17 protein-coding genes and 1 tRNA gene are annotated in these 13601 nt (G+C 63.5%); 13 read left to right on the top strand and 5 right to left on the bottom strand.

From position 1 onward, the window contains the following. The 6 genes from EN780_RS38840 to EN780_RS38835 all read left to right on the top strand — a co-directional run. Window positions 1-363 (top strand): hypothetical protein (locus EN780_RS38840; protein WP_189556564.1); only part of this gene is annotated, 363 nt, incomplete at its 5' end. Between the two features lie 2 nt (window positions 364-365). Continuing rightward, complete coding sequence (locus tag EN780_RS14805; RefSeq protein ID WP_128274468.1) at window positions 366-896, top strand: hypothetical protein; 531 nt, start codon at window positions 366-368, stop codon at window positions 894-896. Between the two features lie 41 nt (window positions 897-937). Continuing rightward, the gene (locus tag EN780_RS14800; RefSeq protein WP_128274466.1) at window positions 938-1339 is read left to right on the top strand and encodes a hypothetical protein; all 402 of its coding nucleotides are present in this window, start codon (window positions 938-940) and stop codon (window positions 1337-1339) included. A 17-nt stretch (window positions 1340-1356) separates the two neighbouring features. Beyond that, complete coding sequence (locus EN780_RS14795; protein WP_128274464.1) at window positions 1357-1671, top strand: hypothetical protein; 315 nt, start codon at window positions 1357-1359, stop codon at window positions 1669-1671. A gap of 69 nt (window positions 1672-1740) precedes the next feature. Then, on the top strand, window positions 1741-3876 hold the full coding sequence (locus tag EN780_RS39745) for a hypothetical protein (RefSeq protein ID WP_210215042.1): 2136 nt from the start codon (window positions 1741-1743) through the stop codon (window positions 3874-3876). Between the two features lie 14 nt (window positions 3877-3890). Then, a complete protein-coding gene (locus EN780_RS38835; protein ID WP_189556562.1) occupies window positions 3891-4052 on the top strand; it encodes a hypothetical protein in 162 nt (53 codons plus the stop codon). 3 nt (window positions 4053-4055) lie between these two features. Here the strand turns inward: EN780_RS38835 and EN780_RS14785 are convergent, their stop codons facing one another. Then, window positions 4056-4454: a hypothetical protein gene (locus EN780_RS14785; protein ID WP_128274462.1), complete on the bottom strand. Its 399-nt coding sequence runs from the start codon at window positions 4452-4454 to the stop codon at window positions 4056-4058. Between the two features lie 348 nt (window positions 4455-4802). Here EN780_RS14785 and EN780_RS14780 point away from each other — a divergent pair, with 348 nt between their 5' ends. After that, window positions 4803-5186, top strand: coding sequence for a hypothetical protein (locus tag EN780_RS14780; protein ID WP_128274460.1), 384 nt, complete (start codon window positions 4803-4805; stop codon window positions 5184-5186). A gap of 2 nt (window positions 5187-5188) precedes the next feature. Beyond that, window positions 5189-5395 carry a hypothetical protein gene (locus EN780_RS14775; RefSeq protein ID WP_128274458.1) on the top strand — a complete coding sequence of 69 codons (207 nt, stop codon included), beginning with the start codon at window positions 5189-5191 and terminating at the stop codon, window positions 5393-5395. A gap of 80 nt (window positions 5396-5475) precedes the next feature. Here EN780_RS14775 and EN780_RS14770 read toward each other — a convergent pair whose 3' ends face one another. The 3 genes from EN780_RS14770 to EN780_RS14760 all read right to left on the bottom strand — a co-directional run bounded on the left by EN780_RS14770 (window position 5476) and on the right by EN780_RS14760 (window position 7005). Beyond that, window positions 5476-5805: a hypothetical protein gene (locus EN780_RS14770; protein WP_245499966.1), complete on the bottom strand. Its 330-nt coding sequence runs from the start codon at window positions 5803-5805 to the stop codon at window positions 5476-5478. Window positions 5806-5847: 42 nt separating this feature from the next. Further along, window positions 5848-5921 (bottom strand) — tRNA-Gln (locus tag EN780_RS14765). A gap of 151 nt (window positions 5922-6072) precedes the next feature. Next, the gene (locus tag EN780_RS14760; RefSeq protein ID WP_128274456.1) at window positions 6073-7005 is read right to left on the bottom strand and encodes a lysylphosphatidylglycerol synthase domain-containing protein; all 933 of its coding nucleotides are present in this window, start codon (window positions 7003-7005) and stop codon (window positions 6073-6075) included. A 258-nt stretch (window positions 7006-7263) separates the two neighbouring features. Here EN780_RS14760 and EN780_RS14755 point away from each other — a divergent pair, with 258 nt between their 5' ends. Together EN780_RS14755 and EN780_RS14750 are read left to right on the top strand one after the other, a co-directional pair. Next, entirely contained in the window at window positions 7264-8604 is a 1341-nt protein-coding gene (locus EN780_RS14755) for a Ppx/GppA phosphatase family protein (protein WP_128274454.1), read from the top strand. Then, entirely contained in the window at window positions 8604-9296 is a 693-nt protein-coding gene (locus EN780_RS14750; protein WP_128274452.1) for an RlmE family RNA methyltransferase, read from the top strand. The genes EN780_RS14755 and EN780_RS14750 overlap by 1 nt, the downstream gene beginning before the upstream one ends. 203 nt (window positions 9297-9499) lie before the next feature. Here the strand turns inward: EN780_RS14750 and EN780_RS14745 are convergent, their stop codons facing one another. Then, window positions 9500-10921: an MFS transporter gene (locus EN780_RS14745; RefSeq protein WP_128274450.1), complete on the bottom strand. Its 1422-nt coding sequence runs from the start codon at window positions 10919-10921 to the stop codon at window positions 9500-9502. 308 nt (window positions 10922-11229) lie between these two features. On the opposite strand from EN780_RS14745, the gene guaB reads away from it, so the two are divergent. The 3 genes from guaB to EN780_RS14730 all read left to right on the top strand — a co-directional run. Then, on the top strand, window positions 11230-12732 hold the full coding sequence (guaB, locus tag EN780_RS14740; RefSeq protein WP_128274448.1) for an IMP dehydrogenase: 1503 nt from the start codon (window positions 11230-11232) through the stop codon (window positions 12730-12732). After that, window positions 12683-13351 carry a hypothetical protein gene (locus EN780_RS14735; RefSeq protein WP_128274446.1) on the top strand — a complete coding sequence of 223 codons (669 nt, stop codon included), beginning with the start codon at window positions 12683-12685 and terminating at the stop codon, window positions 13349-13351. Before guaB ends, EN780_RS14735 begins: the two co-directional genes overlap by 50 nt. After that, a partial coding sequence (locus tag EN780_RS14730; RefSeq protein ID WP_189556560.1) for an MAPEG family protein occupies window positions 13348-13601 on the top strand: 254 nt, incomplete at its 3' end. The genes EN780_RS14735 and EN780_RS14730, both read left to right, overlap by 4 nt.

The raw sequence follows: 13601 nt of genomic DNA, 5'->3' as shown, positions 1-13601 counted from the left end.
GTGGCCGAGATCGTGCGGGAAGCGGGCAGCAATCTTCGCCAGCGCTCTTTCATGGAGCGTTTCGTCCAGTCTGTGCCGGCGGCGGTGGAAGTGGCCCTGATGGACGAATTTGCTTCCCGCTCGCCATGGTCCCCGCCTGCTTCATCGGCAGAGGTGGACCTGTTCGCCACCACGCCGGCCGGCAAGATCATGGTGCAGCACTGGGGCGGCGAGGCGGCCGAGAGGGTGGGCATCCTCCGCAACCGTGCCGCCCGCCTGGTTGACAGCCTGACCGAGGATGACGAGGCCGATCTGTGGGCATGGTTCGACGGTCTCGACACGCACGTCATCACAAAGATCTATCGCAAGTTGGCGGGAGGCTGAGCTTGATCGCCTGGCACGGCTCCCCCGCTCTCTTTGACTGCTTCGATGCAGGCAAGATTTCCCCCGTTCAATCGGAGGGTTTCGGGATCTATGTCACCGAGCATCGGGACATAGCGTGCCACTACGCGACCCCTGGCATTTGGCGGCAATCAACCGCGCCGCGCAGTGGGTACGTATATGAGGTGGAGGCGCCTGACGGCGAATACATTGACAACAGCAAATTTTTCGATGAGCAGCCCGCCGTCGTCCGGGCAATCCTCTTGGATGCGGTCGATCGGCTTGCCGGCCCGATGGCCGGCTACTGGCGTTTCGTCATTACCGCCGCGCCGAGCCAATATCCCCAATACACACAGGTCGGGAAAACGCTGTCCTTCGCCCGAAAAAACGGCACGCCCGTCGAGCCTTCCCTGATCGCCGCCGGCTTTGCCGGCTTCAAGCTCATCACGGACGTGATGAACGAGTACGTGATCGTCGATCCTGCCGTTCTGAAAGTCCGCTCTGTCGCCCCCGTCGAAGAGAGGATGGCCGCCTGATGTATTCGTTCCTCGCTCATGGCTACTGCCTTGCCCCGCTGGTGCCGAACGGCAGCCTGCTCCGTGCCGATCCTTCGCAGCCAATCCATGCCGGCCAGCTCGTTGCGGTCGTGCTGAAGCAGGAAGGGTCGCTCAAGGGCTTCTCGACTTCGCTGGAGGGCAACGACCTCCTGGGGGTCACAAAGGTCTTTCTCGGCCGAACTGAAACCGCAAAGGGCGAATGGGTTTACCTGTTCGGGCAATTCGACCCGCCTTCGGTGCTGATCGTTCCCCGCAAGGGCCTGGAGGCCATGCACCTCATCGCGGACGGCAAGCCGCCCCACGAAAACGACATCAACAAGGAAGCCCTGGCCGAGACCATGGATTTGCTGAGCCCTTTCATTCGGGGCGGCACGTCTGAGCCCATCGGGCCGAACTGGCGGCCGAACGGAGAATTGCAATGAACAGGTTTCACGCTGGCTTGCTGGAGACCGCCGCCGGCCCCGGAATCGGCTCGCTGGCGGATCTTGCCGGCCTCATGCTCAAGGCCCGCGATGCCGGTCTGAGCGAGGATGAGAAATTCAGGTTCTCCGAGTTGTTCAACTGGGCGACCCAGAACACGCCCTGGGTCAACCTGTTCTATGTCCGTCCAGCGCTGGATTTCCTGATGCTGCATTCACTGCGGGAGGTGGCCTCTCCGGGCGCCTCCAGGCGAGAGGATGAGCAACGCCGCCGGCAGTACAGCCAGCAACGCTGGACACCGAAACCGCTAGACCCCTTCGGAGGGTTTCGCTGAGCCGCCGCGCCTTCGGCAAGCGCGCCTGGAACGTCGGATGACTGTCCCGTCCCTTAGATGGAGCCCCTTATGACCTCGATACAAATTGACCGCACGGACGGCCTAAGCTCGGCGGTGGCCATCAAAGGCCCGGTGCGCTGCGCATCGTCAACCAATATCACCCTGTCCTCAGAGCAGACGATTGATGGTGTCGCCGTCGTGTCTGGCGACCGCGTCCTTGTCATGGGCCAGACCAACCCGGTCGACAACGGCATCTGGAAAGTCTCAACGGGCGTCTGGACCAGGGCGAAGGATTTCGCCAACAACCGCGACGTGAAGAAAGGCTCCACGGTCGTCGTGACCGGCGGCACCAATGCCGCATGGTGGCAAGTCACCACCTCTGACCCTATCGTCATCGGCACAACCGGGATCACCTTCGCCAAACTTGTCCAGCCCTATGATGCCGACCTGGCGGCAATCGCGGCCCAGGGCACGACGGCTTATGGTCTCAGCCTTCTCCTGGCAGCTTCGGCCATAGCGCTGGCCGGCTCCCTGGGTGTCATCCCCAACGCTGTCACGAATTACGCTGCCGATGGTGGCGGCGTGGTTTCCAATGTGACGCCATTCACCAATGCTGGTGCGGCGGGCAAGCTGACCTTCATTCCGAAGCCGGCGACGAAATACGCCTTCGCCTCGAACCTGAAGGGCTACGACATCGGCGGCGCCTGGTTCCCAGATCCCACAATGACATGGAACCAGCTTACCGACGCCGGCAAGTTCAATCTCTATCGAGGCCGTTTCACCAACACCGGGGCTAACATCTGGCGCCTGACAGATCGTGTCTTTGCCGGTGAAGCAGCGAGCAAGTTTGCTGGCGATGTCAATTCAGCCGATGGCGGCAATTCATGGGTGAAAAATCAGGCTGACTGCCCGTGGTATTTGCCAATCAATGCTGGGGTGCTGTGGACTAGCGGCGGGCATGACAGCACGGTAGCCAACAACTCACCTTACGGCTTCGTGGCCGCCGTCAAGACCAGCACTGTCACAGCAGCCGGCATCGGCTTTGGAGCAGCCATTGTAGCAGACCGGGCCAGTGAAAATGCCTGGGGCTATATCGCCGAGATCCAGAGAGAGGCCGGAACCAACTCCGTCTATGCCTTCGAGATCGACGTGAAGAACAAGGGCGCCAACGCGACCATCACGCCGAACGCGCAGGTCGTCGGCACCTATGGCCTGTGGGTGGTTGCCGGCGGCGACAACATATTCGGCGGCAGCGCTGCGAACCCTTCGACGGCCGGCCTTGTCTTCCTGAAGAATGCCCACACCTGGAATTCCGGCATCGTCTTCATGAAGGACAGCTTGACCGCTGGCGAAGCGATGGCCCTTTCATCGGAGGGAACCGGCGGAGCGCATCGGCTGAACTGGTACAATGCCGCCGGAAATGTCGTCTTCAACGTCGTCAGTTCCGCCACCGACACGGTCGCATGGAGCCTCAACCGCATCAACGGCAATCTCCAGGTCGCGGTCGGCGGCACGCAGGCCTTCGCCTTCAGCAGCGCCAGCGCTCCAGCCAACTCGCTGACATTTTCATCTGCCGCGACCACGGTTGCCCCCAGTGTCGCTTCGACCGGATCGGACACCAACATCGATCTGGCACTCGTCCCGAAAGGGACCGGGGCAGTCATCCCGACGACGAACGATGCTGCCGCGCTCGGCAAGGCTACCGTTTCATGGTCGGACCTGTTCCTTGCTTCAGGCGGCGTGCTGAACTGGAACAACGGCAACTACACCATCACCCACTCTGCCGGCTTGTTGTCATGCTCAGGATCATTCACGGCGGCCGGCGGCCTCTCTTCGCAGCAGAATATTCTTTCCGTGAGTCCCACTCATGGCATGGGGTATGCGACCGGTGCCGGCGGCACTGTCACGCAGGCGACGAGCAAATCAACTGGTGTGACGCTGAATAAAATCACCGGCCAGGTCACGATGAACAATGCAGCGCTAGCGGCCGGCACCATTGTGAGCTTTGTCCTGACGAACTCGGCCATCGCGGCGACCGACATCCTCGTCCTCAACCACATCTCCGCTGGCACGCCGGGCTCATACTCTCTGAACGCGCGGGCCGCTGCCGGATCGGCGACGATCGACGTTCGCAACAATACCGCTGGCTCTCTCTCCGAGGCCATTGTGATCAGCTACGCCGTCGTCAAGGCCGTCACGGCATAACGAAAGGAAATCGCATGGAACACGTTCTGAAGCTTACCGACGAACAGCTTGGCGTTGTCGGCGCCGCCCTTGCCGAACTGCCCTTCAAGATCGCTCAGCCCGTCATGGCGGCCATCCAGGCTCAGATTGCCGAGGCGGCAAAACAGCCTGAAGAGAATGGCTCCCGCCCTGATTGACCTTCAGTGACGAGCCTTGGGGTCTGCCAACTTGGCGGCTTCGTCAATCTGGTCACGTAGGCGCGCAAGGTCTTTTGCCTGGAATTCCAGCGGCAGGTCGGCGCCGGATTCCAGCCGGAGCAATATTGCTACGGTGCCATCGTCTTTCATCGCCAACTGAGTTCCGATCGCACGGATACCCTGCAAATCAGGGGTTCTTTCTGCCGGAAGGGCGGCAACCAGCTTCCCCATCTGGGCGGCGAGCGCCGCAATGGCGAGCGGCACACACTTGGGCGCGAAGTCGAGTTGGAATTTCTTTCTGTCAACCGAACCGAAGGTCACTGAGATCGTGCCGGCGGACCGGTCCACCCCAGATGCCAAGACCACTTCCAAGGTGGGTGCTTTCATTACGATCTCAGCCATTGTCCCTCTCATAGCTCCGCCCCGCGAAGGGCGCGCTTGAAAAATTAACCGATGAAGAGCATTGTTGCCAGCGGAGCTTAGCAACTCCCGCTGATGGCCTTTGCCGGGCCTAGGCAACCAGAGCGGTGGCGAGGCGATCCTTGCCGGGATCTTATTTGCCACCGAAAACGACCGTGCTGATTTGCCGTCAGCGCGACCGGCACCACTATGTCGGGAAGGCGACGGCAATACAATACCCGAAAGGGAAAGGCCGTCGCGCATGGTCTCTGGCCATGTTGCTAACTTCCCGGCGCCAGTGCTGACCGCTGGCACCAGGCCGTAGCAAGCCTGTAAATCCAGAGAACCCAAATGACTGCACATGTCAGAACTTTGAAGCCCTTCGCCTGTCCGAAGGGGATGGACCCACGCACGTGGCGGCAGACCATAGAGAAGGAACTCAACGCACTCTTCGACAAGGCCACGGCCTTAATCACCGCGCTCGATGTCATGGAGGCGGACAGCGAAGACCTGGAGGACGGCGCCGACGCTGAGCCGTGGCTGGGCTGGGGCGAACGCGGCCCACAGGCCACCATGTCTTTCCAGGATGGACGCGGAAGCCCTCACGACGACCGCGAGGAAGAGAACGAGCACGGCGGCGACATCAACGACGAGCGGCAGGGCGACGACGAGAGGGAGGCCGATCCGGCTGAGTATGATCAAGGCGGCTATATCGAGGGAGGGCTCGGGCTATGACCTTGGACGATCTCACCATTGAGCTAGACCACCTTGCCTCACTGCTCCATGTCCTCGTTGACAAGACGAGCGACTGCAGCACGAACCTGTGGAATCTACAGCAAGTGAACGCGCTCGCCACCATCGCGCGGGATATGGCCGACCGGAACATGGATAAACTGGAGCAATATCACCGGAGCCAGATCGCGGCAGAAAATCGCGCTGCCTGATCAATTGCCCTTCGGGGTGAGTTGTGCGGGTTGAAAACGAACCCGCACAAGCGATAGCCCGGCTGCTTTCGGTGGCCGGGCTATTTCTTCTTTTGGCGATTGTATGGCCGCTGGTTTGTAGGCTTCAACGAAATGCCTTCGCTGCTTGCCTTCCCCTGAACGGCGGCCGGCGTTCGCTCCATCTTAAGCGCGATCACCCGCGTTGGAGTATTTTCCTTCGCAAGTTGCTTTAGGGTGTTGATCTCCTTTGCCGTCCAAGGCGTCCGATGTTGCTTGGGTTCCTTCGTCACCACAGGCCTCCACATGTCGCAGTCATGTCGCACCGACTTGCCGATATTGGCTGGAATCCCTTGGAAATCAACGGGAGTAGTTTGCAACATGCTGCGACATGAAATGAAAAGAGCGGCCATCTCGACCGCCCTTCAAGTAATTGAATTTCTTTGAGAATTATTTGGCTGGGGAACCTGGATTCGAACCAGGACTAACGGAGTCAGAGTCCGTGGGTCTACCGTTAACCTATTCCCCAGCAGGCTCGGCCGGTGATGGACCGTGCGAAGCGGGCGGCTCAAGCGCCGCGAGCGCTGCCTTGTAGCCGCCGCCGGAAAATAGTCAACCCCGCGCCGCGTTTCAATCGCAGCTTTTGATCGCTCGGCCACATTGCGACGAAAAGGGCAGTTTCAGCTCTCGCTGCGGCCAAGCTGCGAGTGCTCGAAGAACAGCACCACGCAAAGCGCGATCAGCAGCGGGATGATCAGGTAGAACAGCCGGAACACCAGCAGCGCGGCCAGCACCCCGACCGGGTCCATATGCGAGAGGCCGGCGAGGAAGACCACCTCGAAGACTCCGAGCCCGCCCGGCGCATGCGAGATCTGGGCCACCGAGAACGACACCAGGAACACGCCGAGGATGACGAAATAGCCGGGATTGCCCGCCGCCGGCAGGGCAAAGAAGATGATCGCCGCCGCCGCCAGCAGCTCGACCGGGCCGATCAGCAATTGCCGCGCAACGATGGGCAGCGCCGGATAGTGAAGCTGGAAGCCGCCGACCTTGAGTGGCCGCAGATGCAGCCAGCTGCCGAAGACATAGGCCCCGACGAGGATCAGCATGGCAAGTCCGGCGGCGATCGCCATTCCGTGATGCGGCGTGCCGGAGAAACGATCGATGACCTCGGGTTCAAGCACCAGCACGAGGCCGCCGACGAATATGCTGGACAGCACGAAGGTGAACCAGCAGATCGCCACCAGAACGCCGATATCCTGCCCGGTCAGCCCCCTTGTGCCATAGGCGCGGTAGCGGATGACGGCCCCGGAAAACACCGAGCCGCCGATATTGTGCGACAGCGCATAGGTGGTGAAGGAGCACAGCGTGACGAACAGCCACGACACCTTCTTGCCGAGGTGCAGCAGCGCGATGTGGTCGTAGCCGGCGAGCGAGGCATAGGCGATCACCGAGCTCAGCGCCGCCAGGATCCAGCCGCGCGCGGGGATGGCGATAATGCCGGCCCAGACGTCGTCGATCGAGATGCCGCGCAATTCGTGCCAGAGCAAAAGCAGCGAGGCGATAACCGCCGCAATGCCGATGACCGGCCAGATGTAACGCCTCCAGTTCATGGCGTGGTCGTCATGCGTTGCAGCTCATTGTCCAGGCTGTAGCCCGCTTCCCGTTTCCTGTCCGCCTCATTTGAGACATGCCTGATCGAAGCCGGCTATTCAACTGGCAAGACATCGCACCGCTGGCGCCGGTTTCCAAAAATCGCCGCGGCGCTCTTGGTGATCCGGCGCGGCGCTGCTAGTCTGGCCGCAACTTGAAACAATGAAAGCGCCTGCAGCGTCCGTTCCCCGGTTCGCGCGGTGCCGGAAGGAACGACAGTGGAAGACCACGACACCGGCGCCCGTGCGCCGGAAGTGGGTGTGTCCAGGGCTTCGCCGCCCGATTCGGCGGGCCCATCCGCGGGGCGGCATCATGACCGCCATGCGGGGCAGGGCGGCAGGCATGCCCCGGGCGACGCCCAGCAGCAGAAAGGCAAGACCCGCAAGCGCCGCAAGCGCCGGCGCGGCCGCAAGGTTTTCGCCCGCGACGGCAATCAGGTCGCCACAGCGGGGCAACCGGCGCCCGGCGCCCGTGCGCCTGCCGCGCAACCGGCACCAGCCCCGCCTCCGCCTGCCGTGCAGGGCAGGCCGATGCAAAGTGGGCCGCGTCCGCCGCAGCACGAACTGCCTGTCTTCGCCGCGCTCGATCTCGGCACCAACAATTGCCGGCTGCTGGTCGCGGTGCCGACGCGCCACGGCCAGTTCCGCGTCATCGATGCCTTCTCGCGCATCGTCAGGCTGGGCGAGGGGCTGACCGCCACCGGCCGGCTCGGCCAGGCGGCGATGGACCGCGCCGTCGAGGCGCTGAAGGTGTGCGGCGAGAAGTTGCGCAACCGCAAGATCAGGAAGGCGAGGCTGATCGCCACGGAAGCCTGCCGCGCCGCCGAAAACGGTGTCGAGTTCCTCGAGCGCGTCGAGCGCGAGGCGGGGCTCAAGCTGGAGATCATCGACCGCCAGACCGAGGCCAGGCTGGCGGTATCGGGCTGCGGCTCGCTGGTCGAGCGCGACACCCAGGGCGTGGTGCTGTTCGACATCGGCGGCGGCTCCTCGGAGATCGCCCTGATCGATCTCACCGGCCACCGCTCGGCGCGGCTGGCCAACCACATCGTCTCCTGGACCTCGCTTCCCGTCGGTGTCGTTTCGCTGGCCGAGCGCTTCGGCGGTCGCACGGTGACCCGCCAGACCTTCACCGCCATGGTCGAGGACGTCGCGGCGCGGCTGAAGTCTTTCGATGGGCGCGATCGGCTGGCGCATGTGCTGGCCAGTCCGAAATTCCACCTGCTCGGCACCTCCGGCACCGTGACGACGCTCGCCGGCGTCCATCTCGACCTCGAACGCTACGACCGCCGCCGCGTCGACGGCCTGTGGATGGACCGCCAAAGCGTCGACCGCATGGTCGAGAAGCTGGTCGGCTGGGATTCCCAGCAGCGCGTCGCCAACCCTTGCATCGGCGCCGACCGAGCCGACCTCGTGCTCGCCGGCTGCGCCATCCTGGAGGCGATCCGCGGCGTCTGGCCGTCGGAGCGCCTGCGCGTCGCCGATCGCGGCCTGCGCGAGGGCATATTGAGCGAGCTGATGGCCGATGACGGCGTCTGGCGCAACGAGGGGCGCGGTCGCTGATGGCGAAGAAACCGGAAAAGCCGGGCGGCGGCATTCGCGTGCTCAAGACCCGCCTCAAGAAGAAGAGCGGCCTGAAGGAATCCTCGCGCCGCTGGCTCGAGCGCCACATGAACGATCCCTATGTGCAGCGCTCCAAAGCGGACGGATACAGATCCCGCGCGGCCTACAAGCTGATCGAGATCGACGACAAGCATCATCTCCTGAAGCCCGGCATGAAGGTGATCGACCTCGGCGCCGCGCCCGGCGGCTGGTGCCAGGTGGCGGCCGCGCGCACGAAGTCGACGGCGGAGAACCCGCACGTCGTCGGCATCGACTATCTGGAAATGGACGCCGTGCCGGGCGCCCCGGTTCTCTTCATGGATTTCCTCGACCCCGAGGCGCCGCAGAAGCTGTCGGAGGCGCTTGGCGGCCAGCCGGACGTGGTGCTTTCCGACATGGCGGCGCCCACCACCGGCCACCGCCGCACCGATCATCTGCGCACCATGCATCTGTGCGAGGTGGCCGCCGATTTCGCGCTCTCGGTGCTGAAGCCCGGCGGGCACTTTCTCGCCAAGACCTTCCAGGGCGGCGCAGAGAACGAACTGCTGTCGCTGCTGAAACAGAACTTCCGCTCGGTCCACCACGTCAAGCCGCCGGCCTCCCGCGACGAGTCGGTGGAGCTTTATCTGCTGGCGAAGGATTTTAAAGGCTAGCACCTTTCCCTTCTCCCCCTGTGGGAGAAGGTGGATCGGCGCGCAGCGCCGAGACGGATGAGGGGTGCTGGAAGAAACGAGGCGTTGGAAAATCGAGCAATTTTAGGCGCTTAGTTCTTCAGCGCGGTGATCCTTGCAGCACCCCTCATCCGACCTCGCTTCGCGAGGCCACCTTCTCCCACAGGGGGAGAAGGGAAGGGCAACTACTCCCCCGGCGACCTTGCCGGCTCCAGTGTCTTCGGCGTCGACAGCCGGCCATGTCCGGACACCGCGTTGCCGGCATCGGGCGCCAGCCGCATGAACGACAGCGATGCCACCGCCGACACCGCAGCGACGATGAAGAAGGCGGTGTGGAAATCGCTGAGCGTCAGCGGCCCGCCATGGATCGAGGTCGACACTTCGAGGATACCGCCGGCCAGCGCCACGCCGAGAGCGATCGACAGCTGCTGGAACACCGCCGTGATCGGCGTCGCCTTGCTGGTATCTTCGGCCGACACCTCGGCATAGGAGAGCGCGTTGACGCCGGTGAAGAACATCGAGCGGATGAAGCCGCCGACCAGCAATATGGCAAGCATCAGCACATAGGGCGTTTCGGGGGTGAACAGGCCGTAGATGGCGATCGACCCGGCCGCGACCAGCGAGCCCGAGATCAGCACCCGGCGGAACCCGGCGAGCCTGAAGATCAGCGCGGTGACGAATTTCATGCCGATGGCGCCGATCGCCGAGACGAAGGTGATCATCCCCGACTGGAACGGCGTCAGCCCGAAGCCGATCTGGAACATCAGCGGCAACAGGAACGGCACCGCGCCGATGCCGATGCGAAACAGCGAGCCGCCGAGCACGGACGAGCGGAACACCTGGTTTCGGAACAGCTCGAGAGCCAGCAGCGGATTTTGCGCCCGGCGCGCATGCAGCAGATAGAGAATGCCCGAAACCAGCCCGCCGGCCACGGTGATGAAACCGATCGCCGGCGGCAGATAGGGTAGGCTGACCACCGACAGGCCGAATACGATGCCTGATGCCGCGATCCCACTCAGCACGAAGCCGGTGAAGTCGAGCGGCGGTGTCTCGGCGGCATCCGTCTCCGGCAGGAAACGGGTGGCGAGCCAGATGCCGATGAGCCCGATCGGCACATTGATCAGGAAGATCCAGTGCCAGGTGAAATAGGTGGTGATGAAGCCGCCGATCGGCGGACCGACCAGCGGTCCGACCAGTGCCGGCACGGTCAGCCACGACATCGCCGCGACCAACTCGCCCTTCGGCGTGGCGCGTACCAGCACCAGGCGCCCGACCGGCGTCATCATGGCGCCGCCGATTCCCTGCAGGAAGCGCGAGACGACAAAAGCGGGCAGCGAATTGGATATTGCGCAAGCGACGGAGCCGAGGATGAAGACGGCGATCGCGGCGCGAAAGACGTTCTTGGCGCCGAAGCGGTCGGCCATCCAGCCGCTGATCGGGATGAAGATCGCCAGCGACACCAGATAGGCCGTCAGCGCCAGCTTGAGCGCGATCGGGCTGGTGTGGATGTCCACCGCGATCGCCGGCAGCGACGTCGCGATCACGGTCGAATCCATGTTCTCCATGAAAAGTGCGACCGCCAGGATGAGCGGAATGATGCGGTTCAAGGGAACGCGTCCAGGCTTCGAATCTTGTCGCCGACCGGGGGCAAGCCGACACGCAAGGGCGGTTATCACGCCTTGCCCCGGATGTCGCATTAAATTGCTGTCACTTTTGTGCGGCCGCAACACTTGGTGGCCCGCAAATGGCTGAGCGCAACACTTTGCGATCGACGCAACGAGCGGCTTTTCATCGGCCGCGGGACGTGTTACCAGCCAGCGCCAATCCTGAAAGGGAAGAAACGAGTCGGCGCTGTCCATAACGGTCCAGCGCTTTTTTGTATTCCCCAGGCTTTTTCGTGTTCGAAGGACTGGCCATGGCAAAAATCATCGAAACGTCCACCGGCGCGCTGGCGCTGACCTTTGACGACGTGCTGCTGCAGCCCGGTCATTCCGAGGTCATGCCCGGCGAGACCGACATCCGCACCCGCATCGCCGGCGACATCGACCTCAACGTGCCGATCCTGTCGGCCGCCATGGACACCGTCACCGAGGCCCGTCTCGCCATCGCCATGGCCCAGGCCGGCGGCATCGGCGTCATCCACCGCAATTTCTCGCCGGCCGAGCAGGCAGAGCAGGTCCGCCAGGTGAAGAAGTTCGAATCCGGCATGGTGGTGAACCCCGTCACCATCGGTCCGGACGCCACGCTCGCCGATGCGCTGGCGCTGATGCGCACCTACTCGATTTCGGGCATTCCGGTGGTCGAGAACGGCGGCACCGGCGGCCATACGGTCGGCCGGCTGGTCGGCATCCTGACCAACCGCGACGTGCGTTTCGCCTCCGACCCCTCGCAGAAGGTCTATGAGTTGATGACCCGCGAGAACCTGATCACGGTCAAGGAGAACGTCGACCAGGACGAGGCCAAGCGGCTCTTGCACAAGCACCGCATCGAAAAGCTGGTCGTCGTCGACAGGAAGGGCAATTGCGTCGGCCTCATCACCGTCAAGGACATCGAGAAGTCGCAGCTCAATCCGCACGCCACCAAGGATGCGCAGGGACGGCTACGCGCCGCCGCCGCCACCAGCGTCGGTGATGACGGCTTCGAGCGTGCCGAACGCCTCATCGATGCCGGTGTCGATCTCCTCGTCATCGACACCGCGCACGGCCACTCGCAGCGCGTGCTGGACGCGGTGACCCGGGCGAAGAAGCTCTCCAATTCGGTGCGCATCCTGGCCGGCAACGTCGCCACTGCGGAAGGCACGCAGGCGCTGATCGACGCCGGCGCCGACGCCGTCAAGGTCGGCATTGGTCCAGGCTCGATCTGCACCACGCGAATCGTCGCCGGCGTCGGCGTGCCGCAGCTTTCGGCGATCATGTCGGCGGTCGAGACGGCGCACAAAAAGGGCGTGACGGTGATTGCCGACGGCGGCATCAAATATTCGGGCGATCTCGCCAAGGCGCTCGCCGCCGGCGCCAGCGCCGCCATGATCGGCTCGCTGCTGGCCGGCACCGACGAGAGCCCGGGCGAGGTCTATCTGCACCAGGGCCGCTCGTTCAAGGCCTATCGCGGCATGGGCTCGGTCGGCGCCATGGCGCGCGGCTCGGCCGATCGCTACTTCCAGGCCGAGGTCCGAGACACGCTGAAACTGGTCCCGGAAGGCATCGAAGGGCAGGTTCCCTACAAAGGACCTGTGGCTGGCGTGCTGCACCAGCTTGCAGGCGGCCTGAAAGCCGCTATGGGTTATGTCGGTGGCCGCGATCTTGCCGATTTCCGGGAACGCGCCACCTTTGTGCGCATATCCAACGCCGGACTTCGTGAAAGCCACGCCCATGACGTCACGATCACCCGCGAAAGCCCGAACTATCCGGGCGGAATTTGATCAGGCCGCCGAGCCTGATCAACGGGATCGTTACACGCTTTGGCGCAACCTGACGGCGACGGCGCTTCGGCTGTCGCGGCACACCGCGGCACTCGCGTTCGTCACGCTGGCGGTCTTCGTCGCCATGACCCTGCTGGAATTCTTCTATTTCCGCCGCCTGAGCGGCGGACTGCCGTCGCTCGACATGCGCCTTGCCGGCTTCACGCCGGATGAGGGCATGGCTTGGCTCACCGCGCTTGGCCGGCGCGGCGGCGAGATCATCCTCGTCTGGCACTATCTGACCTTCGACCTCCTGTTCCCGGCGCTCCTGTCGCTGACCCTGGTCAGCCTCCTTCTGGCCACCGGACGCCGGCTGGCCAAGTTCCGGGCGATGGCCGCGCCGGCCCAGTCGCTGTTGGCGCTCGTGCTCGTGCTGCCCTACACGCTTGCCGACTACGCGCAGAATCTCGCCGTGGCGCGGCTGCTATCGGATTTCCAGTCGGCCAATCCCGATTCGCTCGCCTTCGCCTCTGCCCTGACCGTCACCAAATTCGCGCTGCTGGCGATCCCGGTGGTTGTCATTGCGGTCTTCTACCTCGCGGATCAGCGGCGGGCCGGGCAGGGCGGCGAGCGGCCGTGAGCCAGACCGCGATCTTCTGGCCGATGCTGGCGCACGTTCTGCTGGTCTATATCGTCTATCTCGTGATGGCCCGGCGCCGGTATATCGCCGTCAAGTCGGGCGAGGCAAAGGTCGGCCAGTACAAGGTCCGCACCACCGAGCCGGCCTCCTGCGTCACCGTCGCCAACAATCTGATCAACCAGTTCGAATTGCCGGTGCTGTTTCACGCGCTGTGCCTGGCGCTGTTCGTGACCAACGGCGTCAACTATCT

The sequence above is a fragment of the Mesorhizobium sp. M4B.F.Ca.ET.089.01.1.1 genome, assembly GCF_004022605.1.
Taxonomy (GTDB): domain Bacteria; phylum Pseudomonadota; class Alphaproteobacteria; order Rhizobiales; family Rhizobiaceae; genus Mesorhizobium; species Mesorhizobium abyssinicae.
Note: the sequence above shows the minus strand (reverse complement) of the source record. Positions and strands in the feature narration are given on the sequence as shown.

Bases quoted from the DNA above. Each gene is read 5' to 3' on its own strand.
- EN780_RS39745 (WP_210215042.1), top strand. From the start codon at position 1,741: ATGACCTCGATACAAATTGACCGCACGGACGGCCTAAGCTCGGCGGTG.
- EN780_RS14760 (WP_128274456.1), bottom strand. From the start codon at position 7,005: ATGAACTGGAGGCGTTACATCTGGCCGGTCATCGGCATTGCGGCGGTT.
- guaB (WP_128274448.1), top strand. From the start codon at position 11,230: ATGGCAAAAATCATCGAAACGTCCACCGGCGCGCTGGCGCTGACCTTT.
- EN780_RS14770 (WP_245499966.1), bottom strand. From the start codon at position 5,805: ATGGCCGCTCTTTTCATTTCATGTCGCAGCATGTTGCAAACTACTCCC.
- EN780_RS14735 (WP_128274446.1), top strand. From the start codon at position 12,683: ATGACGTCACGATCACCCGCGAAAGCCCGAACTATCCGGGCGGAATTT.
- EN780_RS14750 (WP_128274452.1), top strand. From the start codon at position 8,604: ATGGCGAAGAAACCGGAAAAGCCGGGCGGCGGCATTCGCGTGCTCAAG.
- EN780_RS38835 (WP_189556562.1), top strand. From the start codon at position 3,891: ATGGAACACGTTCTGAAGCTTACCGACGAACAGCTTGGCGTTGTCGGC.
- EN780_RS14780 (WP_128274460.1), top strand. From the start codon at position 4,803: ATGACTGCACATGTCAGAACTTTGAAGCCCTTCGCCTGTCCGAAGGGG.
- EN780_RS14785 (WP_128274462.1), bottom strand. From the start codon at position 4,454: ATGGCTGAGATCGTAATGAAAGCACCCACCTTGGAAGTGGTCTTGGCA.